Source organism: Chryseobacterium sp. HNCC26DJ238 (assembly GCF_057180465.1).
Map to the genome: position 1 here is coordinate 128724 of NZ_JBXUGI010000002.1, position 20600 is coordinate 149323.

Here is a 20600-nt window from a genome sequence, read left to right on the forward strand (position 1 = left end):
TTTTTATAATTTATTTTAATTAATAATTAAATTATTTTCTCACAAAACTTGCAACATCCTCTTCGGATACCGTAGTTCCTCCAAGAATAATTAATCTTTCAACAACATTTCTCAATTCTCTGATATTTCCAGTCCATGAAAGTGCTTTTAAGGCATCAATCGCAGACTCATCAAATTTTTTCAGGGCAGTACCGTGTTCATCAGAAATCAATCCTGAAAAGTGGTCAACCAGCAATTTGATATCTTCTTTTCGCTCATCTAACGGCGGTACATAGATTTCGATTACAGAAAGCCTGTGATACAAATCTTCCCTGAATCTTCCGGCTTCGATTTCCTTAGCCATATTTTTGTTGGTCGCTGCAAGCACTCTCACATCAACTTTTATCTCTTTATCACTTCCTACCGGAGAAACTTTACTTTCCTGTAATGCTCTCAAAACTTTTGCCTGAGCGATTAAACTCATGTCCCCGATCTCATCAAGGAAAATGGTACCGTTGTTTGCCTGCTCAAATTTACCCTGCTTATCTTTAATGGCACCGGTAAATGAACCCTTTACGTGTCCGAAAAGCTCAGATTCGATCAGTTCTGAAGGAATAGCTGCACAATTCACCTCAACCATCGGGCCTCTTGCTCTTTCACTTAGATTATGAATTGCATGAGCTACCAGCTCTTTACCTGCACCGTTAGGTCCTGTAATCAAAACTCTGGCATCAGAAACAGCCACCTTTTCAATCATCTCCTGAATTTTTTTCAACGGAGCAGACTCACCAATCATCTGGTATTTTTTGTTGACTTTTCTTTTAAGGGTTTTGTTTTCTGTCTGAAGATTTTTATTTTCTTTCTTTAACGTTTCTTTTACTAAAGCGTTTTTAACGCTGGTAATCAATCGGTTGATGTCGATTGGTTTAGAGATAAAATCGTAAGCTCCATCCTTCAAGCAAGCTACCGCAGAATCAATATCGGCATGCCCCGATATCATGATAAATGTTGATTCAGGCTTTAAAACCAGACTTTGTTTCAAAAAGTCAGTTCCTGACATTTTAGGCATTTTAATGTCTGAAATTACTAAGGCAAAGTCTTCTTTCTCAACTTGTTTGTAGCCTTCAAGGCCGTCTTCCGCAATTACAAATTCGTAATCGGTAAGCTCATCCGAAAGAATACTGTGGAGTACACCGGAGATTGCTTTTTCGTCTTCTACAATAAGGATTTTTTGCATAGTCGCAAATTTAGGTATTTTTTGCTTGATTATTAGCAAAAATCATTCCCAAAAGTCTATATCGGGTAATCTCTCTGTCCAAAAATTGCAGAACCTACCCGTACAGAATTAGCACCGCATTCAATAGCGACAGGAAAGTCATCACTCATTCCCATTGACAATGTATCCAGAGGAATTTTGTGGCTCAATTCATCAAAAAGGCCTTTTAATTTCGTGAACTCCTTTATTACCTGTTCTTTATCTTCCGTGAAAGTTGCCATTCCCATCAGCCCTGTGATGTCTATGTTGGGAAAATCACCTACTGTGAATTTTTGAAATAAATTTTCAGCTTCTGCAGGTTCGAGTCCGAACTTGGTTTCCTCTTCTGCAATCTTAACCTGAAGCAGAACCTTTATTTTCCTGTTGTGTTTCCCAGCCTCCTTATTGATCTCATTGATCAGCTTCTCAGAATCAACGCTCTGTATTGTGTCAATAAATTCAGCAATGTATTTAACTTTATTCGTCTGAAGGTGTCCGATCAGATGCCATTGAATATCTTTGGGAAGTACCGGATACTTTTCAGCCAGTTCCTGAACTTTATTTTCGCCAAAGACTTTCTGTCCCGAATTATAAACTTCCTGAATCGCTGACACCGGATGCGTTTTTGAAACGGCAACAAGTTCAACCCCTGAAGGAAGCTGTTCCTTTATTTTTTTATAATTTTCCTGAATGCTCATAAGTGCAAATTTCTGAAATTTAGAAAAGAAAAACGATTTAAATTTGAATATTATTCATCAATGAAAAACTTTAAAATTATTCGAGAAGGTTTTTTTTAACCGCAAAAGTTTCAAAAAACATAATTGAAAAAAGAAATGCAAAAGTTGTCAGAATGTAAAAATATTTTTTACGGTTACGATTGTTTTCTTCTGAACGTCTTTAAACGCATCAAATCTTTTGTCTCTTTTGCGGTAAAGAATTAATTTAAAACTTCATTAATTCTCGGATATTCTGAGATTTTTCTAAAAACAAACCGGTTGGTTTTCTGTAGTTTTTCAATAAACAGATCCAGTTCGTTGACCGAATCGGCATCCGTTAGGTATTGGTCATGAGTAAGAAATACCAAATGTCTGGATGTTTTTTCAAGGTCATTGAAAAAGATGCTGTCTACTTTTTTCAGCATTGCCTGGTGATTATCCTTAAGCTGCATTTTATTATTTGGCTTCCATTCGAGATCCCATCCGATTACTTTGTAGCCGGCATTTTTCAGACTGTTTGCTGCTTCACTGGAAGTTTTTATATCCGTACTGGTGATATTATTCAATCTCCAGATATTTCTTCCTGGTGTTCTTGCAATTCTACTCTGCAACTTTAAGCTGTCTTTTGCCCTGTCAAAATCATGCACCACCATTGTCGGATTCTGATAAAAAGTACTGTATTTATTATGAGCGTGGGTATGGCTGTGATTGGCAAGCTCTATAAGCCTGTCTCTTCTCAGAGATTCAAGATCATCTTTTTGTCTTTTACTTCCGTTCGCATGCTCTCCGACTAAAAATGCGGTTCCGCAGACATTTCTTTTATGAAGAATTTTAAGTAGATTTTCAGTTCCCCGGTTAGGGCCATCGTCAAAAGTAAGGTAGATGACTCTTTTATCTGAAATAATATTTTCATCCTCAATTTTCAAAACTTGCTTTGCGACGGGAGGATCTTTTGTAGTCATTTCTTCAGATTCTTTTTTTTCTGTATTCTGACCACAGCCCGTAAGTAGGATCGATGTTGTGCCCAGTGTGGCAAACATCCTTAGAAAAGTCCGGTTAATAGACTTTTCCGCAAAGTTTTTTTTCATAAAAATGGATGGATATTAAATTGTTAAAAAATGTTAATTTTCAAGTTTTAAATTTAGCAAATCTGGTACCAATAATTGTTTTAATTTTAAGATTTAATTTAATTTTAATAAAAAATGATTAGCGACCTATTTTTTGAAGATAGATGCCATTTTTAATCGCTGAGACTCCCCAGGTATTATTGAAGAAAATATAGGATTTCAGATTAGAATTTCTGATTTTCTCAGCCAGATCATCTAAAAAATCTTGAGAATATTCCGATTTATAAAGGATGGGCTTTCCGTGAAGACGATAATAAAGTATTTCATCTGAATTGATCATAACATCATCGGAGAGTTTCCTCGGAAAACTTACGCCTGAGAAAATAATTTTGTTTTCCTGAAGGCTTTTGTAAACCTGAGCATTCCACCAGGATTCATGACGGAACTCAATAACGTTTAAATAACTGATATCAATATTCTTCACAATCAGTTTCAGATTTTCTTCACTGTTTTTAAATGACGGAGGAAACTGATATAAAAATCCTGCAAGTTTTTCTTTTAAGTGATGTTGAATGTGATTGCAGAATTCGGCAATGTCTTCAGTACAGTTTTCCATATGCTTTTCATGCGTTATTGTTTTTGGAATTTTAATGAAAAATCTAAAATCATGAGGAGTTTCATCAAACCATTTCTGAAGTGTTTTTGCAGTCGGCTTTCTGTAAAATGTTGAGTTGATTTCAACGGCTTTGAACTGCTGGGAATACAGCATTAAAAAATCTTTGCTTTTCGCATCTTCAGGATATAAAGTCCCCTTCCAGTCATTGTTTGAAAAGCCAGAACATCCGATGTATGTATTTTCTTTATTCATGTTGAAAATTTATTTTAAATGAGCTTTAATCATCAGTTTTCTTCAAAATGAAGCCATCAAAGAATTATTAGATCTCTTAAGGCATTTTACATTGAAGGACATAAAAATAATCACAGACTTATTTAACATTCAAATCCACCGTATTTAATCTTAGAGAATTCAATATTACAGATAGAGAACTCATGCTCATAGCCGCGGCTGCTATCATCGGGGATAATAAAATCCCAAAAAAAGGATACAATATACCTGCCGCAATAGGGATACCCAGAACATTATAAATAAAGGCAAAAAAGAGATTTTCTTTAATGTTATTAAGGAGTTTTTCACTTAGAATTTTTGCTTTGGCAACACCGAGTAGGTCTCCTTTCAGTAAAGTAATTTCTGCGCTTTCAATGGCAACATCAGTTCCCGTCCCCATAGCAATACCGATGTCTGCCTGTGCCAAAGCAGGCGAGTCATTGATTCCGTCTCCTGTCATGGCAACTTTTTTTCCTTCCTGCTGCAGTCGTTTTACTTCGTTTAATTTATCTTCCGGAAGACAGTTGGCTTTAAAATGTCTGATTCCTAAAGTTTCCGCAACTGCCTTTGCAGTATGTTCATTATCTCCCGTCATCATCACGACATCGACTCCGTCTTTCAGCAGTAATTCTATTGCTTTTTTAGAACTTTCTTTAATTTTATCGGTAAAACTGATCCAACCCAGGACTTCATTGTCCTGCGCCAGATAAGAAATGGTATGCGCTTTTGACTGCTCCTGCAAAACTTTCTGTTTTAAAATTTCAGGAATAAGAATCTGATTTGAAGTTAAAAGATTTTCATTACCGAGATAAATTGTTTTGCCATTGATAATCCCTTTAAGGCCTTTTCCCGAAATGTTTTCAAACCTGCTTACTTTTTCAGCAGGGATGTTGTCCTGTTTCGCTTTTTTAATCACGGCACCGGATAAAGGATGTTCAGAATTCTGGTTAAGGGAATACGCAAGTTTTAAAATTAAATTTTCATTATTATTAAGTGTTTCAATATGGACTACAGAAGGTTTTCCTTCAGTTAAAGTGCCTGTCTTGTCAGTAATTAAAACGTTTACCTTATTCATCTGTTCAAGTGCTTCAGCATTTTTTATTAAAATACCGTTCTTCGCACCTTTACCGATTCCCACCATCAGAGACATGGGAGTTGCAAGGCCTAGAGCACATGGACAGGCTACGATAAGAACTGCAACGGCATTGATAAAAGCAAACAGACTCTTCTTATCTTCAGGACCAAAAAACTGCCATAAAGCGAAAGTAATGACCGATGCAAAGATGACCGTGGGGACAAAAACTTTAGCTACCTTATCCGTTAATTTCTGAATCGGAGCACGGCTTCGGCTTGCTTCATTCACCATCTTGATGATTTTTGAAAGTAATGTTTCATCACCCACTTTTTCAGCCTTCATAATAAAAACCTGATTTCCGTTAATCGTTCCTGAACTTACCTGATCACCAACACTTTTCTCGATAGGAACCGGTTCTCCGGTAATCATACTTTCGTCAACAAGCGCATTTCCTTCTTTGATTTTTCCATCAACAGGAATTTTTTCGCCCGGTTTTACTTTTAAAAAATCACCGATTTTTATGGATGAAAGCGGCACTCTTTTTTCCTCTCCATCCATGATCAGATTGGCTTCGTCCGGAGAAAGATTCATGAGTTCTTTGATCGCATTTCCTGTCTTTTTGTGAGCAGCAGCTTCCATCAGCTGTCCTAAAATAACCAAAGTGATAATAACACAGACCGCTTCAAAGTACAGAGGGCTTTCATGACCATGACCTGTAATTTCATAGGGAACCGTATTGGGGAAAAATAGTGCAGTTATGCTGAACAAAAATGCAGCTGAAACACCTAAAGCAATCAGACTGAACATATTCAGATTCCATGTCCTGAAAGAAACGAATCCTCTTCTCATCAGGAACCATCCCGAATAGAACAAAACAGAAAACGTCAGAACCAGTTCGATAAAACCTTGTGTCTGATGTGAAAAAGGGAAATCAATAAACATTCCACCCATAGACAGAGTAAAAACAGGAATCGTGAATGAGAGTGAAGTGATAAATTTTCTTTTTAAAAGATAAAATGTTTCATCATTCTCACCATCACTGTTTTTATCAGGGTATTTTACCAGATCCATTCCACAGACTGGGCAACCCACATTGCTGTCGTAGGTTTTATCTCCTTCACAGAACATAGGACAGTAATACCTGCCCGCCATATCATCGGTCACTTTCAGAGTTTCCTGAGGGTGATGGTGGTGAGAATGTTTTGATTTTGAATGATTGAGCAGATCTTCAGTGATTTCCTCTAAATGCATGTGGCAAACCGGACAGTCTCCTTTTTCATTATATACAGTATCACCTTCACAAAACATAGGGCAATAATAATCCCCAACGTGATCTTTAAAGTTTTCAGGAAGATGGCTTTTGGAAAAAGCAGGTTTGTAATTGGGGTCTTTTGCCAGTTTTTCTTCTACCGGAACTAAAAACATATTGCAGACCGGACATCTTTCGCCCTGTTTAAAATATACTTTGTCGCCTTCGCATTCCATCGGGCAGTAATACACTGAAGAAGGGGAAATACGGTCCTGCGGTTTTATAAAAGTATTGTCAGAAAGATCAGGATCTTCCAATCTGTAATTTCCTGTTTCTTCCAAAGCTTTATTTAATTCATTCAAATTAATTTCCTGATCAGAAGCGATGGTCGCAGTATTATTTTCAAGGCTGATATCAGCACTTATATTCTGAAGGCTGTTCAGTTTTTCTGAAATTTTTTTCTGACAACCTGAACAGGTCATCCCCAGTATTTTATATTGCTTCTGCATGATTCTTAAATTTATTCTGCAAATTTCCAAAATGAAAACTGAAGACTGTTATAAATTTAAGGATAATAGTTACAGAATTTAGTGGGTTTGGAATTAGAGTGCTACCATAAGGGATTTGCCTGGAAGAAAAATATATATTTAATCCTTAAATTCTCCGGATCTCGAATTTTCAGACAAAATCAAGCGGTTTCCTGTCAGAAACTTTCATTTTTTTAAACTCAGTAGGGGTATAACCTGTTGTGGTTTTGAATTGAGAGGAGAGATGCTGGACGCTTTTATATCCCATGTGAATTGAAATTTCAGTCAGGGTAAAATCATTATTGAACAGAAGTTCTTTTACTTTCTCAATTTTTTGAAGTATATAATACTGTTCTAAAGTGATATTCTCGTTTTGTGAAAATACTTTTGATAAGATGCTGTAATCTTTATGAAGCGCAGCACTCAGAAAACCGGATAAAAGAAAATTCTCATCAGTTTCTAATCTTCCTATTTTCAGAATGACAAGATTTTTAATATTTTCGACAAGCTGTTGGGAAGAATCTTTTATAATTTGAAAACCGATTTCTTCAAGCCTTGTTTCGATTTCAAGCATATCGCTTTCTGAAATATTTGATTGACTTTCAACTTCTCCCAGTTGAATGCTGGTAACCCTGATTTCAGATTTTTCAAAAATATCTGCAACCGCTGTAATACAGCGGTTGCAGACCATATTTTTTATGAAGATTTTCATAGAGGATTACTCAATCGGTCTTTTACGAATTCAACTTTTGTTTTTCCGTGTGGACTGGGATTGCCTTCTTCGTCAAGATTCACCATCACAATTCTGTCTACGGTAATAATCGTCTGGTGCGTCATTTTATTTCTGACTGCACATTGCAATGTTAGCGAAGTGGATCCAAAAGCAGAAACTTCGATACCGATCTCTATAATATCTCCCTGTTTTGCGGAACTCACGAAATTGATTTCTGAAATATATTTGGTAACTACTTTTTTATTCTCTAGCTGGATAACAGCATACAAAGCTGCTTCTTCGTCAATCCACTGCAAAAGCTTTCCTCCAAAAAGGGATTGGTTAGGATTTAAATCTTCAGGTTTTACCCATTTTCTGGTGTGGTAATTCATGTAATTATTATTTGAACTGCAAATTTAATGTTTAAAAATGAATATTGAAATCAGAGCACATTTCTTACAGCTATAACGATTATTTACATTCTCAATTGTTGGAACCAAGGCAAATTTCTGGCATCAAATCAGGATTTATATTTTTGTAAATAATTGATTTACATTAAATTATATTAAATCAATATTAAATTTCTAAGATTTGTTGAAATACTTTAAAAAAAGTTTTGATTTATTTAATTTAATTGTATCTTGCAAGCGTTTATATTTGGAATCAATATTATGTTCATTATTATGTTGCTTTTCTTTTATACACCAGAATTTATATTAATTTTTAATTTTTTTTTAAAATGAACATTTTTGTTTCAAACATCAATTACGCAACTAAAGAATATGAGTTGCACGATCTATTCGCAGAATTTGGCGATGTATCATCTGCTAAAATTGTAACAGACAGAGAAACTGGTCGTTCTAGAGGTTTCGGTTTCGTAGAAATGGGTGACGAAGAAGGAGCTCAGGCTATCGAAGCTCTTAATCAGAAAGAACTTAACGGTAAGATTCTTAACGTGTCTGAGGCTAAGCCAAGAGAAGAAAAACCAAGAAGAAGTTTTGATAATAACAGAAGCGGAGGTGGAAGTTATGGTAACAACCGTGGAGGAGGTAACTCTGGAGGTGGTTACGGAAGCAATAACAACCGTGGAGGTAACGGAGGCGGCGGAAGTCGTTGGTAAAAAATTGAAGCGGCTTTTAAGCCGCTTTTTTTATGTCTTTATTTTTATAGTTTTGATAAGTTACGTCATGTTGAAAATGAAACTGATTTTGATTATTTGAATATAGTAAAAATCAACAATCCTGTTTTTTAATAAAAGCCAATAGTCACACACACTAAATCTCTCAGTTTTTTTTCTTCTTCTTTTTCTTATCTTTTCCTTTCTTATCTTTCTTAGGATTTAAAATTTCTTCAGCGTATTCAAGCGTTGGTGTTTTAACTTTTACAGGTTTGATTTCAATGGACGGGTCGATAAATTCTTTAAGATCATTCTGTGAAATAAGATTTTCTTTGAGCAAAAATTCTAAAACTTCTTTTCCTGAATTATTAAAAAACTGATGCGAAAGCTGTATCAGTAAGAATTTTTTATAATCATCAAACGGAACAACAACACTGTATCTGAAAATTCGTCCTTCTTTTTCAGTAGATAAATAACCTTTTTCAACCAATATTTTCAGATAAGTGGAAACCGTATTCTGATGGGGCTTGGGCTCAGGATGTTTTTCCATGACGTCCTTTAAATAAAAGGAATTTAAATCCCAAAAAAGTTTCATTAGATTTTCTTCTGCTGACGTAAGATGGTTTATTTTCATATTTGGATATTTACTGTTTAAATATAACGGCATGCCTTCTTGCAAGCCTGTGTATCAAAGCTGCCGGTTTCGGTCCTGCATTTTGATTCTATTCACATAACAATGATATCACCATTTATTTAATTGATGGTGGTTTCGACAGGAATAACTTCGGTAGGCAGGTCATTGTGCTGATACTTATTATTGCAATAAAGATAAATAAAAGAAACCAAAAAAGCGATACCGGCTCCCATAAATACTTCTTTCACGGTATGTCTCTTCAAAATAACTCTTGTTATGCCAACCAGGACTGCAATAGCAAGCCATACAAAACCGATCGTGTTGTCAAATGCAAAGAATAAAGAGGCTACAAATACATTAAACGCTGTATGCATCGAACTTTTAATGTACAGATTACTGAACTGCAATGCAAAGAGAAGGATCAGAATAAACAGCATGACAAAATCAATAAATCCGTTTTTAATATAATTGAAAGTTAAATACGAGATAATGCAGACTGCAATGAATATATATAAACTTTTTCGCTGTATCCGATTGGAAACATCCATATTGGTGTAGCGTCCCGTTTTTACATTCCAGACCATCCATATAATAACAGGCAGAATAGCAATCAGTAAAATCGGAAGAAAATGTTTAAAAGCTTCACCGAAAGTGTAATGTTGAATACTGAAATACACAAAATAAATAAAAAGAGAAACCAGAGGATTAAAAAAATCTGAAATAATTCTTGAGACAATGTAGAGTAATAAGGTCTTTTTTTCTTCCATATTGAAGTTTGTGATGTAAATATAACACTATAACTAAAAAAACAATTGCTGTATATATAATAAAAACAAAGTTTTTTTTATATTTTTGCTCAACTATTTCATCATAAATAAGCAAGAAGCTAGCACATGAAAGAATTTTCTAAAGAGGTATACCTGAAGTGGTATGAAGATATGACAATGTGGAGAAGGTTTGAAGACAAATGCCGTTCTCTTTATTTAAAACAAAAAATCAGAGGTTTTTTACATTTGTACAACGGTCAGGAAGCAATTCCTGCAGGTTTTACTCATGCAATGGATTTAACTAAAGACAGCATGATCACTGCTTACAGATGTCACATTCATCCGATGGCAATGGGAGTAGACCCGAAAAGAATCATGGCGGAACTTTGTGGTAAGGCTACGGGTACATCAGGAGGAATGGGTGGATCTATGCACATCTTCAGTAAAGAACACCGTTTTTACGGAGGTCACGGTATTGTAGGAGGACAGATTCCATTAGGTGCAGGGATTGCTTTTGCCGATAAATTCTTTGACAGAAAAGCAGTAAACATTTGTTTCTTTGGTGATGGTGCTGCAAGACAGGGTTCTCTTCACGAAACTTTCAACATGGCAATGAACTGGAAACTTCCTGTGGTGTTTGTTGTTGAAAACAATCAGTACGCAATGGGAACTTCTGTAAAAAGAACTGCAAACCACGAAGATATCTATAAATTAGGTTTAGGATATGAAATGCCTTGTCTTGCCGTTGATGCAATGGATCCTGAAAAAGTGGCTGAAGCTGCTTACGAGGCTATTGAAAGAGCAAGAAGAGGAGACGGGCCTACTTTCATTGAAGCCAGAACTTACCGTTACAGAGGACACTCTATGTCCGATGCTGAGCCTTACAGATCTAAAGATGAAGTTGCTGTTCACAAAAAAGATGATCCGATAGAACTTATCAAAGCGAGAATCCTTGAAAACAGCTGGGCTACTGAAGAGGAACTGGAGGCAACAGACAATAAATCAAGAGAATTCGTAGAAGAATGCATCGAGTTTATGGAAAATTCCCCATATCCGACTGCAGAAAAAATCTATGAGTATGTTTATGCTCAGGAGGATTATCCATTCTTAGACAAATTAGAAAATTAAAATTAATAATTCATTTGAGGATCGGTCTTTGAGAATTTTTTAATCTCAAATCTCGAATCTCGAATCTCAAATCAATATAAATTATGGCAGAAGTTATTACAATGCCACGTCTTTCCGACACGATGACGGAAGGTAAGGTGGCAAAATGGCATAAAAAAGTAGGAGATAAAGTAAAAGAAGGAGATATTTTAGCCGAAATCGAAACCGATAAAGCGGTTCAGGATTTCGAATCTGAAATAGAAGGAACACTTTTATTCGTAGGAGTTGAAGAAGGTGCTGCAGCAGCAGTTGATTCTATCCTGGCAATTATCGGTAAAGAAGGTGAAGATATTTCTGCATTAAAAGGAGGAAATGCTCCGGCAGCTGAAGGTGCTTCTGAAGAAAAAAAATCTGAAGAAGAATCTAAAACTGAAAATGAATCAACAAGCGTTGAGCAGACTTCAGCTGAAGTTCCTGCAGGAGTTGAAGTAATTACTATGCCGAGACTTTCTGATACCATGACGGAGGGTAAAGTTGCAAAGTGGCATAAAAATGTTGGAGATACAGTAAAAGAAGGAGATCTTCTTGCTGAAATCGAAACTGATAAAGCAGTTCAGGATTTTGAATCTGAATTTAATGGAATTCTTCTGAAGCAAGGTGTTGAAGAAGGCGGAGCTGCACCGGTTGATACCGTTTTGGCGATGATCGGTCCGGAAGGAACTGATGTTTCTGGTGTTGGTACTGAAAAACCGGCAGCAAAATCTGAAGATAAGCCAGCTGAAGAAAAATCTGAAACGAAAGCAGATGAGAAATCGGTTGCACAAACTGCAGGCAGTTCATCATCAGACAGAGTGGCTATTTCTCCTTTAGCTAAAAAAATGGCTCAGGATAAAGGAGTTGATATCAACAGCCTTCAGGGATCGGGTGAAAACGGAAGAATTGTGAAAAAAGATATTGAAAACTATCAGCCTTCACAAAAATCTGAATCTGCTCCTGCACAGAATAATACAGCAGCTCAGGTTGCTCAAAGTTTTGTTCAGGGAGAAGATACTGAAACGCCAAACTCACAGGTAAGAAATATCATTGCGAAACGTCTTGCTGAAAGTAAATTCTCTGCACCTCACTATTATCTGATGGTTGAAATCAACATGGATAAAGCCATTGAAGCGAGAAAAGAAATCAATTCATTACCGGATACAAAAATTTCATTCAACGATATGATTATTAAAGCAACAGCTGTTGCTTTGAGAAAACATCCACAGGTGAACTCAAGCTGGGCAGGTGATAAGGTAATTCACAGAGGGAATATCAACGTTGGAGTAGCAGTGGCAATTCCTGACGGATTGGTTGTTCCTGTTCTGAAAAATACCGATCAGATGAATTACACGCAGATTTCTGCTGCAGTGAAAGATATGGCCGGGAGAGCAAAATCCAAAGGGCTGAAAGCGAATGAAATGGAAGGGTCAACATTCTCTGTTTCTAACTTAGGAATGTTTGGTATTGAAACCTTTACAAGTATCATCAACCAACCCAATTCTGCTATTCTTTCAGTAGGTGCAATTATTGAAAAACCGATCGTAAAGAACGGTCAGATCGTAGTAGGAAACATTATGAAACTTTCATTAGCGTGTGACCACAGAGTGGTAGACGGTGCTACGGGAGCTCAGTTCTTACAGACCTTAAAAACATATTTAGAAAGTCCTCTAACCCTGTTACTGTAATTTTCTTTTTATATGATATAAAAACCTCTCACTTCGAGAGGTTTTTTTGTGTTTAAATTTTATTCAGCAGTTCAATTCTTAATTTTGCTTTTAACATCTAAAATCTAACATCTGATATCTTATATCTAACATCTGACATCTGACTTCTAACATCTAACTTCTAAATCTTTGCCAATAAAAATTAATATCCTATTTTAGTGAAAAAAAATTACCATGAAAAGAATTATTATCGGAGTACTTTCATTGATAAGTATTTGCACCTACTCACAAAATCAGCGATTTTCTTATGAGTATAAATTTGTAAGAGATTCAACAGAAAAAGATAAAGTTGAAACTGAAATAATGCTTTTGAATGTTTATCCGGATGGATCACAGTTTTACAGCAGGGAAGTCTTTGAATCTGATTCTATTTTGAACGCCGAATTTGAAAAGCAGTCAAAAGGAGGAAATACAGATATTAATTTAAAAGGATTTCAACGGAAAGGAAAAGTGCGATACTAGGTGGAAAAAAGTTATCCGGATTACGCGGTCAGTTACTTTACTCCACTTGGAGCAGATGAATATAGAGTTCTGGAATCAAGAAAACAGAAATGGGAAGTTTTGCCCGGAAAAGAAAAGGTGGTGAGTTTAATACTCAGAAGGCAACCTGTACTTACGCAGGCAGAATCTGGACTGCATGGTTTACAACCGATATTCCTATTCAGGATGGTCCTCACAAATTCAGTGGACTGCCGGGACTGATCATAAAACTTGAAGACAAAACAAAATCTCATTCTTTTGAATTGAGAGGCATACAAAAAATGGAAAGTGATAGTAAATGGAACAGCTTCACAGATAAAGAAAGGTATGGGGCACTCATTGTTTTAGATGATAAAAAATACAGAAAAGTATATCTGGACAGCAGAGCAGATCCCAATAAAGCCACCAGACAAATGATGGCAGATGATGTAAAAATTGAGATGAGAGACCCTTCAGGCAAGGTAATAGATATGAACGAAATGATGAAAAAAAGAGAAAAACAGCAGGTCGAAGCCAATAAGAAAAATAATAACATTTTGGAATTAGACTTATTACAATAACTTTAAACTTCTAAATATTCAATAATGAGGAAAGCACTTATATTATTTTCTTTTGTTTTTTCAACTTTATCAATCGCCCAAAACCAGCGATTCATTTACGAATATAAATTTGTAAAAGATTCTACTGAAAAAAGCAAATCTGAAACTGAAATAATGGCTTTAGATGCCACTAAAATTGGTTCTAAATTCTACAGTTTGAAAAAAAGCATAGCAGATTCGATACATCTGAACAGAGTGCAAAAAGAAGCGAAAGATTTTTCAGGAATAGATTGGGGATTGGTGCCGGATGTGGTTGAAAAAACATATCCTGATTTTAAAATTGAGTTCTTCACCATCTTTGAAATGGATAAATACAAGGTTACCGACAGGAGAAAATTAGACTGGAAAATACTGCCGGATAAAGAGAAAGTGGGTGAATTGAATACTCAGAAGGCTTCCGTTAATTTTGCCGGAAGAACTTGGACAGCGTGGTTTGCAGCTGATATCCCGATTCAGGATGGACCTTATAAATTTCATGGTCTTCCCGGATTGATTATAAAATTGGAAGATAAAACCCAGTCGCATTCTTTTTTATTAAAAGAAATCAAAAAACTTCCCGGAGATTATCAGTGGGAAAGTGATAATAAAAAAAGGAGTTTTAATGCAACAATTCCACTCGATGAGATAAAATATAAAAAACAGTTTGTTGATTTTAGAAATAATCCGGCTAAAAGTTTAAGACAAATAGTTTCAAGCAATGAAAAAATAAGAATAATTGATGAGACTGGAAAACCTTTAGATATTGAAAAATTAATTAAAGACAAAGAAAGAGCGGCTAAAGAAAACAATGCTAGAGACAACAATGTTTTAGAACTTGAGTTATTACAATAATTAAATACAAATAATGAAAAACCTACTATTGACAATTTTTACTTTTTCAAGTATTTTTTTTATGCACAAAACCAAAGATTCAGCTACGAATACAAATTTGTGAGCGATTCTACAGCAATAGATAAATCTGAAACGGAACTGATGTATCTCGATATTTCTAAAAATGGTTCCAAATCTTACAGTAGAGACAAAGCGGTTGCAGATTCCATATCAGCCACTCATTATTCTTAATCAGGAAAAATATAAAAAACAGTTTATCGATTACAGAAATAATCCGACGAAATGCATGAGGCAGTTAATATCCAGAGGCGGAACCGTTAAATTTACAGATGCAGATGGAAAAGAGCTTGATACCATAAAATGATGCATGATCAGGAAAAAAGAGCCAAAGAAAATAATGCAAAAGATAATAATCTTTTAGAATTAGATTTATTACAATAAAAAAACCGCCCGAAACTTTAGTTTTGGGCGGTTGTATTTTAAACTTGAATAATTAAGCTAGTTTCTGAGAATCTGCAACAAATTGAGCCAGTCCGCTGTCTGTTAACGGGTGTTTCAATAAACTTAAAATCGGAGGAAGTGGGGAAGTGATCACATCAGCACCAATCTTCGCACAGTCAATAATGTGCATTGAATGACGGATGGAAGCTGCTAAAATTTCAGTTTCGTACATATAGTTATCAAAAACTAATCTGATCTCTTCAATTAAATTTAAACCGTCTGTAGAGATATCATCTAATCTTCCTAAGAAAGGCGATACATAACTTGCACCGGCTTTAGCGGCCAAAAGAGCCTGACCAACAGAAAAAATCAGAGTACAGTTGGTTCTGATTCCTTTGTCAGAAAAATATTTTAATGCTTTAATTCCGTCTTTGATCATAGGAATTTTAACCACAATATTAGGATGGATTGCTGCAAGCTCATCACCTTCTTTGATCATTTCTTCGTACGTGGTAGAAAGTACTTCAGCTGAAATATCTCCGTCAACGATTTCACAGATCGCTTTGTAATGATCTCTGATCGCTTCAGCTCCACGGATCCCTTCCTTTGCCATTAATGACGGATTAGTGGTTACTCCATCCAGAATTCCAAGATCTTTGGCTTCTTTAATTTGCTCTAAATTCGCAGTGTCAATAAAAAATTTCATATAATAGATTTATTCTAACAAAGATAACGAATACTTTGTAATTACCTATCGAGATGATGTTACAAAACGATATCACTTCATGTATTTTAATAAGTGTTAATAATGATTAACAGAAATAAAAAAATCCGGAAATTTTTTCCGGATTTTCTGTTTATGAATTTAAAGCTGTGCTTAATTTGACAGCATCCTGATTAGTTGGATCATACTGCAGTGATTTTGCAATATGCTCTTTTGCCTTATCGGGATTACTCTGCTGCTCTGCGAAGGCAATATAAAAATATGCATAAGCAAGATTCTTCTTATTCTGTTCCACTTCTTCAGGTTTTACCGTAGCAATATATTTTTCATAGGAAGTCTTTGCATTCACATTATCCTTTGCAGCCTGGTAGGCATATGCCTGACTGTAATAAGATGGTGACCAGTCCGGCAGCAATACAGAGATCTTTTTCCATGTAGCAATGGCATTGACCCAATCTGAAGATTCCTGATAGGCAGTCGCCAGTTTTGCCAATGATTCTGTATCCTTAGGATTTGCTTCAATCTGCTTTTTCAGCGTCTCAATAGCAGGATTTTTGACAACCTGGTTTTCTGTTGAAGTATTGGCAGGTTCTGTCTGTGTTGTCTGAGCGTTTGCCACTCCGGCAAAACCGACAAATAATAAACCAACAAACAGATTTTTAATTTTAATTTTAGTCATTTTCATAATCTTACATTTTTAAAATTCTGATTAAAGAGGTTCAATAATAATTCCACAAAAAATTAAATTTCAGAACATTTAAGTTTTTTTTGAAATTATTAACACCGGACATTAATTTTTAGCTTTTTTTTTGAATCGATATGTTTTGAACTTATCTTTGTCACTAACAATCTGTCACAATCAACATCATCCAACATGAATATCATCTTAGCATCGACTTCAACCCTTTTCGGCGGAACATATCTTGACTATTTAAAAGAAGAATTAATCAGTTTATACCGGGGAATAGACGAAATTGTGTTTATTCCGTTTGCAAGACCCGGTGGAATTTCCCATGATGAATACACAGGCAAAGCACGGTCTTTTTTTGAAACCATCAACATCAAAGTTAAAGGCCTACATGAATTTGAGAATAAAATTGATGTCATAAACACTGCAAAAGGCTATTTTACAGGTGGAGGAAATACTTTTTTACTGGTTAAAACCCTACATGAAGAAAACCTGATGACTGTTTTAAAGCAAAATATTGAAAATTCAAAACCCTATTTAGGATGCAGTGCAGGAAGCAACATCGGAGGGCAGAATATGAAAACCACGAATGACATGCCTATTGTTTATCCTTCAAGTTTTGACTGTATGGGACTGGTTCCGTTTAATATCAATCCACATTACCTGGATCCAAATCCGGATTTAAAACATAATGGGGAAACGAGAGAAACCCGTATCAAAGAATTTTTAACCCAAAACGACATGAAAGTTATCGGGCTGCGTGAAGGAAACTGGATCAGAAAAATCGGTGATAAAATTACAGTTGAAGGAAGCGAACTGACGAGGATTTTTGAAAAAGGAAAAGAGCCTTATGAAATTGAATCAGGAGGATCTTTATGATAAAAAAAATATTGATAACAACTTTTGCAATTGTATCAATTGCCTTAAATTGTCAAGAGAAAAACATTTCTGATGAAGAAATCTACGAAGTAATTAATTTTGTTTTAAAAAATGGAGAAACAAAATTTCACAAAAAATTGTCAATAATTACCGAAGACCCTAATATCAAAATTAATAATTATTTTGGCAAAGAAATTATTAAAAAGTATTTTAATGATAAAGATTCAGATTATATCTTAAGCCAATTTGCAGCTTCGAAAGATTTTTTACTGAACTATAAATATATTACTGATCTAAAAATTATTCATTTAGATAAGCTGTTAGCTTACAAAAAATTAGGAAAGGGTTTTGGTCTGTCTTCAAAGAAAAACATGATGATGAAGGTTTTATATTTGTTGGAAGACCTTTATTCTCGTTAGATAAAAAAAGAGTTGTTATAAATTACGGTTACTATTGTGGTGGACTTTGCGGAAAAGGATCAAGAGTAATATTAAAGAAAATTAATGATAATTGGGGTTTTGAGAAAGAAATTTCAGGATTTATAAGCTAATAAAAATGAAAAAAATATTTGTAATACTTACATTTTCAACCCAATTAATTTTTGCCCAAAATATAAGCCAAAAATTAGATAATGCTACAAAAAACCTGATGAATTCTTCATTGGCAGTTTCATCTAATCTTTCTCTTTACGTTGCAGACGAAAACGGAAATTTAATCTACGAATATCAGGGAAATAAAGGACTTTCAACCGCCTCAACGCAAAAAATTTTCACGGCTGCCGCTGCTCTGGAAACTTTAGGAAAAAATTACACCTATAAAACTACTTCAGCTTATTCAGGAACAGTCTATGATGGAAATCTAAAGGGAGACCTTTTTATTACCTCAAATGGTGATCCCACTTTAGGAAGCTGGAGATACGAAGGCTATAAACCAGAAAATTTTAAGCAAAAACTAATTGACGCCATTAAAAAATCAGGAATTTCAAGGATTTCGGGTGACCTGATTATTGATGATTCTTATTTCGACCATCAGACGATTCCCGGAGGCTGGCCGTGGGACGATTTGGGAAACTACTACGGAGCAGGCGTCTGGGGGGTAAACTGGCGTGAAAATCAGTTTGATATCAATATTAACGGTACAGATTTTAAAAGCTTTTCTTATCCTTTGGTCAATGTTAAATGGCTGAATGATTTAAAAGCTGCGGGAAATTCAGATCAAAGCCTGATTTTTACAGCCCCACATTCTGATGTTGCTTTGATTAACGGAAGCCTGCCTGCAGGAAAAACAACAACAGTTTCCGGGTCTGTTCCCAATCCTCCTTTACAATTGGGAGTTGAAGTTCGGGAATGGCTGAGAGATTCCGGAATTGAATTTTCAGGGAAAGTGCTGACCGTTTCGCAGATGCGATTGGATGGAAAATCTATATTGGAATTTCCAAAATCAAATATTATTCTTACGTACGAATCACCGACTTTAGACAAAATCGTTTATTGGTTTTTGAGAAAAAGTGTGAATATGTACGGAGAAAATTTAATTAAAACTTTAGGAAAAGAAAAAAAAGGAAATCCAGGCTTCAAAAGTGGTGTAGCTTATCTAAAAGAATTCTGGAAATCCAAAGGTATTGATTCAAACATGATCAATTTCGCTGACGGAAGCGGGCTGTCCCCACAAAATTATGTTTCTGCAAAAGCCGAAGTTCAGGCTCTGATCTATGCTAAAAAACAACCGTGGTTTGAATCTTATTATGACGGATTCCCAACTCAGGATAATGGCATGAAAATGAAAAGCGGAACAATGAGAGATACAAAATCCTATGCAGGGTATCATACTTCAAAAGACGGTAAAAAATATGTTTACTCTGCCATTATCAACAATTATCAGGGAAGTGGCGGTAGCGAACTGCAGAAAATACTGAACGTTTTAAAATAATAAAATTGAAGAAAAGATCCATATTTTCCAGATTTAATAACTGGTTTATTTTCTCACTGATGACTTTGGTTGTTGTGGCTATTGTGATTGCATCAACATTAGTAGTTAATTATTTAAAGAAAGAGGAAGTGAAAAGAGTTGATATTTTGGTTAAGGCTATAAAATTTCAACAGGATATTACACCAAGTTTGCAGGTTCAGGAATTGCTTCTTGCTATTTACAGTTCAAATACAACAATTCCCGTAATTATCTTAGATAAAAATGAGCAGATAATAGAATATAAACACTTACCAAAGGGAATTGGCGACGATTCAAAAGACATAATTGATTTGGCGAAAAAAATGGATAAGAAATATCCGGCTATAGAAATAAAAGTGCAAGGTGGAAATGATCAGTTTGTTTATTATGACAATTCTGAAATGCTTAATAATTTACAGTATTTTCCTTTTCTGCTTGGATTCTTTGTACTTTGTTATTTCCTGTTTTCATTCTGGTTTTTACGAACAGTGAAGAAGACAGACGAGGGATATCTCTGGGCAGGTCTGGCCAAAGAAACTGCTCACCAGATCGGAACACCATTGTCTTCCATGATGGGCTGGATGGAAATTATGAAACTTGAAAATCCAGATTCAGACGGTGTTCATGAAATAGAGAAGGATATTGAAAGACTGCGAACAATTTCCGAAAGGTTTTCTAAAATAGGCTCTGTTCCCGAACTGAATGACATGAATTTTAACGAGACAATACAGGAGAACTATGATTATTTAAAAACAAGGATCTCAAAAAAAATTGATTTTACCCTTTTGCTCCCTACGTATGACATTTTGGTTCCTCACAACAAAATTCTGATGAGCTGGGTAATTGAAAATTTAGTTAAAAATGCTGTTGATGCAATGAAGGGACAGGGCACTCTTCAAATGTCTGTTTTTGAACGAAACAAAAATATTTTGGTTGAAGTAAAAGATAATGGCAGCGGAATGACAAAATATCAGGCTCAAAACGCTTTTAAACCAGGATACTCTACAAAAAAGCGTGGCTGGGGGCTGGGACTGTCTCTCGCAAAAAGAGTTGTACAGGAATATCATAACGGGGATATAAAAATTTCACAGACAGAAATCGGAAAAGGGACTACTTTCAGGATTATTATAAAAAAAGGATAACAGATGCTGTAGCTAAAA

22 protein-coding genes are annotated in these 20600 nt (G+C 35.3%); 11 read left to right on the plus strand and 11 right to left on the minus strand.

The features are described from left to right. Positions 1 to 31 precede the first annotated feature (31 nt). The 7 genes from AC2A07_RS02220 to AC2A07_RS02250 form a co-directional block, all read right to left on the minus strand. Complete coding sequence (locus AC2A07_RS02220; RefSeq protein ID WP_314490586.1) at positions 32 to 1216, minus strand: sigma 54-interacting transcriptional regulator; 1185 nt, start codon at positions 1214 to 1216, stop codon at positions 32 to 34. Between the two features lie 56 nt (positions 1217 to 1272). Beyond that, positions 1273 to 1932, minus strand: a complete 660-nt coding sequence (locus AC2A07_RS02225) for a YggS family pyridoxal phosphate-dependent enzyme (RefSeq protein ID WP_484049023.1) — start codon at positions 1930 to 1932, stop codon at positions 1273 to 1275. A 239-nt stretch (positions 1933 to 2171) separates the two neighbouring features. After that, positions 2172 to 3038 carry a polysaccharide deacetylase family protein gene (locus AC2A07_RS02230; RefSeq protein WP_484049024.1) on the minus strand — a complete coding sequence of 289 codons (867 nt, stop codon included), beginning with the start codon at positions 3036 to 3038 and terminating at the stop codon, positions 2172 to 2174. Positions 3039 to 3156: 118 nt separating this feature from the next. Beyond that, on the minus strand, positions 3157 to 3885 hold the full coding sequence (locus tag AC2A07_RS02235) for a DUF72 domain-containing protein (RefSeq protein ID WP_484049025.1): 729 nt from the start codon (positions 3883 to 3885) through the stop codon (positions 3157 to 3159). A gap of 118 nt (positions 3886 to 4003) precedes the next feature. Then, the gene (locus AC2A07_RS02240) at positions 4004 to 6736 is read right to left on the minus strand and encodes a heavy metal translocating P-type ATPase (protein ID WP_484049026.1); all 2733 of its coding nucleotides are present in this window, start codon (positions 6734 to 6736) and stop codon (positions 4004 to 4006) included. A 169-nt stretch (positions 6737 to 6905) separates the two neighbouring features. Continuing rightward, complete coding sequence (locus tag AC2A07_RS02245) at positions 6906 to 7466, minus strand: helix-turn-helix domain-containing protein (RefSeq protein ID WP_484049027.1); 561 nt, start codon at positions 7464 to 7466, stop codon at positions 6906 to 6908. Continuing rightward, positions 7463 to 7858: an acyl-CoA thioesterase gene (locus tag AC2A07_RS02250; protein WP_314490601.1), complete on the minus strand. Its 396-nt coding sequence runs from the start codon at positions 7856 to 7858 to the stop codon at positions 7463 to 7465. Before AC2A07_RS02250 ends, AC2A07_RS02245 begins: the two co-directional genes overlap by 4 nt. A 347-nt stretch (positions 7859 to 8205) precedes the next feature. On the opposite strand from AC2A07_RS02250, the gene AC2A07_RS02255 reads away from it, so the two are divergent. Continuing rightward, positions 8206 to 8586, plus strand: a complete 381-nt coding sequence (locus AC2A07_RS02255; protein WP_314490604.1) for an RNA-binding protein — start codon at positions 8206 to 8208, stop codon at positions 8584 to 8586. A 163-nt stretch (positions 8587 to 8749) separates the two neighbouring features. On the opposite strand, the gene AC2A07_RS02260 is transcribed toward AC2A07_RS02255, so the two are convergent. Together AC2A07_RS02260 and AC2A07_RS02265 are read right to left on the minus strand one after the other, a co-directional pair. Then, on the minus strand, positions 8750 to 9217 hold the full coding sequence (locus AC2A07_RS02260; RefSeq protein WP_484049028.1) for a BlaI/MecI/CopY family transcriptional regulator: 468 nt from the start codon (positions 9215 to 9217) through the stop codon (positions 8750 to 8752). A gap of 119 nt (positions 9218 to 9336) precedes the next feature. Beyond that, the gene (locus AC2A07_RS02265; protein WP_484049029.1) at positions 9337 to 9984 is read right to left on the minus strand and encodes a phosphatase PAP2 family protein; all 648 of its coding nucleotides are present in this window, start codon (positions 9982 to 9984) and stop codon (positions 9337 to 9339) included. A 126-nt stretch (positions 9985 to 10110) separates the two neighbouring features. On the opposite strand from AC2A07_RS02265, the gene pdhA reads away from it, so the two are divergent. The 6 genes from pdhA to AC2A07_RS02295 all read left to right on the plus strand — a co-directional run bounded on the left by pdhA (position 10111) and on the right by AC2A07_RS02295 (position 15125). Further along, positions 10111 to 11112: a pyruvate dehydrogenase (acetyl-transferring) E1 component subunit alpha gene (gene pdhA / locus AC2A07_RS02270; protein WP_484049030.1), complete on the plus strand. Its 1002-nt coding sequence runs from the start codon at positions 10111 to 10113 to the stop codon at positions 11110 to 11112. A gap of 83 nt (positions 11113 to 11195) precedes the next feature. Beyond that, the gene (locus AC2A07_RS02275) at positions 11196 to 12812 is read left to right on the plus strand and encodes a dihydrolipoamide acetyltransferase family protein (RefSeq protein WP_484049031.1); all 1617 of its coding nucleotides are present in this window, start codon (positions 11196 to 11198) and stop codon (positions 12810 to 12812) included. Positions 12813 to 13025: 213 nt separating this feature from the next. Beyond that, on the plus strand, positions 13026 to 13313 hold the full coding sequence (locus AC2A07_RS02280) for a hypothetical protein (protein ID WP_484049032.1): 288 nt from the start codon (positions 13026 to 13028) through the stop codon (positions 13311 to 13313). A gap of 89 nt (positions 13314 to 13402) precedes the next feature. After that, positions 13403 to 13891 carry a GLPGLI family protein gene (locus tag AC2A07_RS02285; protein ID WP_484049033.1) on the plus strand — a complete coding sequence of 163 codons (489 nt, stop codon included), beginning with the start codon at positions 13403 to 13405 and terminating at the stop codon, positions 13889 to 13891. Between the two features lie 24 nt (positions 13892 to 13915). Next, positions 13916 to 14761, plus strand: a complete 846-nt coding sequence (locus tag AC2A07_RS02290) for a GLPGLI family protein (RefSeq protein WP_484049034.1) — start codon at positions 13916 to 13918, stop codon at positions 14759 to 14761. Positions 14762 to 14924: 163 nt separating this feature from the next. Then, positions 14925 to 15125 carry a hypothetical protein gene (locus tag AC2A07_RS02295; RefSeq protein ID WP_484049035.1) on the plus strand — a complete coding sequence of 67 codons (201 nt, stop codon included), beginning with the start codon at positions 14925 to 14927 and terminating at the stop codon, positions 15123 to 15125. A gap of 129 nt (positions 15126 to 15254) precedes the next feature. Here the strand turns inward: AC2A07_RS02295 and fsa are convergent, their stop codons facing one another. After that, positions 15255 to 15908, minus strand: coding sequence for a fructose-6-phosphate aldolase (gene fsa / locus AC2A07_RS02300; RefSeq protein ID WP_314490624.1), 654 nt, complete (start codon positions 15906 to 15908; stop codon positions 15255 to 15257). Positions 15909 to 16059: 151 nt separating this feature from the next. Further along, a complete protein-coding gene (locus tag AC2A07_RS02305; RefSeq protein WP_314490625.1) occupies positions 16060 to 16605 on the minus strand; it encodes a hypothetical protein in 546 nt (181 codons plus the stop codon). A gap of 195 nt (positions 16606 to 16800) precedes the next feature. Between AC2A07_RS02305 and pepE the strand changes: the two genes are divergently transcribed. The 4 genes from pepE (at position 16801) to AC2A07_RS02325 (ending at position 20582) form a co-directional block, all read left to right on the plus strand. Further along, the gene (pepE, locus tag AC2A07_RS02310) at positions 16801 to 17493 is read left to right on the plus strand and encodes a dipeptidase PepE (RefSeq protein WP_484049036.1); all 693 of its coding nucleotides are present in this window, start codon (positions 16801 to 16803) and stop codon (positions 17491 to 17493) included. Next, entirely contained in the window at positions 17490 to 17912 is a 423-nt protein-coding gene (locus AC2A07_RS02315; protein WP_484049037.1) for a hypothetical protein, read from the plus strand. The genes pepE and AC2A07_RS02315 overlap by 4 nt, the downstream gene beginning before the upstream one ends. Positions 17913 to 18048: 136 nt before the next feature. Continuing rightward, on the plus strand, positions 18049 to 19422 hold the full coding sequence (gene dacB, locus AC2A07_RS02320) for a D-alanyl-D-alanine carboxypeptidase/D-alanyl-D-alanine endopeptidase (RefSeq protein WP_484049038.1): 1374 nt from the start codon (positions 18049 to 18051) through the stop codon (positions 19420 to 19422). Between the two features lie 5 nt (positions 19423 to 19427). Beyond that, entirely contained in the window at positions 19428 to 20582 is a 1155-nt protein-coding gene (locus tag AC2A07_RS02325; protein WP_484049039.1) for a sensor histidine kinase, read from the plus strand. Positions 20583 to 20600 lie beyond the last annotated feature (18 nt).

Bases quoted from the DNA above. Each gene is read 5' to 3' on its own strand.
- pepE (WP_484049036.1), top strand. From the start codon at position 16,801: ATGAATATCATCTTAGCATCGACTTCAACCCTTTTCGGCGGAACATAT.
- AC2A07_RS02250 (WP_314490601.1), bottom strand. From the start codon at position 7,858: ATGAATTACCACACCAGAAAATGGGTAAAACCTGAAGATTTAAATCCT.
- AC2A07_RS02280 (WP_484049032.1), top strand. From the start codon at position 13,026: ATGAAAAGAATTATTATCGGAGTACTTTCATTGATAAGTATTTGCACC.
- AC2A07_RS02255 (WP_314490604.1), top strand. From the start codon at position 8,206: ATGAACATTTTTGTTTCAAACATCAATTACGCAACTAAAGAATATGAG.
- AC2A07_RS02260 (WP_484049028.1), bottom strand. From the start codon at position 9,217: ATGAAAATAAACCATCTTACGTCAGCAGAAGAAAATCTAATGAAACTT.
- AC2A07_RS02275 (WP_484049031.1), top strand. From the start codon at position 11,196: ATGGCAGAAGTTATTACAATGCCACGTCTTTCCGACACGATGACGGAA.
- AC2A07_RS02285 (WP_484049033.1), top strand. From the start codon at position 13,403: ATGGGAAGTTTTGCCCGGAAAAGAAAAGGTGGTGAGTTTAATACTCAG.
- fsa (WP_314490624.1), bottom strand. From the start codon at position 15,908: ATGAAATTTTTTATTGACACTGCGAATTTAGAGCAAATTAAAGAAGCC.
- AC2A07_RS02305 (WP_314490625.1), bottom strand. From the start codon at position 16,605: ATGACTAAAATTAAAATTAAAAATCTGTTTGTTGGTTTATTATTTGTC.
- dacB (WP_484049038.1), top strand. From the start codon at position 18,049: ATGAAAAAAATATTTGTAATACTTACATTTTCAACCCAATTAATTTTT.
- pdhA (WP_484049030.1), top strand. From the start codon at position 10,111: ATGAAAGAATTTTCTAAAGAGGTATACCTGAAGTGGTATGAAGATATG.
- AC2A07_RS02225 (WP_484049023.1), bottom strand. From the start codon at position 1,932: ATGAGCATTCAGGAAAATTATAAAAAAATAAAGGAACAGCTTCCTTCA.
- AC2A07_RS02240 (WP_484049026.1), bottom strand. From the start codon at position 6,736: ATGCAGAAGCAATATAAAATACTGGGGATGACCTGTTCAGGTTGTCAG.
- AC2A07_RS02295 (WP_484049035.1), top strand. From the start codon at position 14,925: ATGGTTCCAAATCTTACAGTAGAGACAAAGCGGTTGCAGATTCCATAT.
- AC2A07_RS02265 (WP_484049029.1), bottom strand. From the start codon at position 9,984: ATGGAAGAAAAAAAGACCTTATTACTCTACATTGTCTCAAGAATTATT.
- AC2A07_RS02235 (WP_484049025.1), bottom strand. From the start codon at position 3,885: ATGAATAAAGAAAATACATACATCGGATGTTCTGGCTTTTCAAACAAT.
- AC2A07_RS02245 (WP_484049027.1), bottom strand. From the start codon at position 7,466: ATGAAAATCTTCATAAAAAATATGGTCTGCAACCGCTGTATTACAGCG.
- AC2A07_RS02220 (WP_314490586.1), bottom strand. From the start codon at position 1,216: ATGCAAAAAATCCTTATTGTAGAAGACGAAAAAGCAATCTCCGGTGTA.
- AC2A07_RS02230 (WP_484049024.1), bottom strand. From the start codon at position 3,038: ATGAAAAAAAACTTTGCGGAAAAGTCTATTAACCGGACTTTTCTAAGG.
- AC2A07_RS02290 (WP_484049034.1), top strand. From the start codon at position 13,916: ATGAGGAAAGCACTTATATTATTTTCTTTTGTTTTTTCAACTTTATCA.
- AC2A07_RS02315 (WP_484049037.1), top strand. From the start codon at position 17,490: ATGATAAAAAAAATATTGATAACAACTTTTGCAATTGTATCAATTGCC.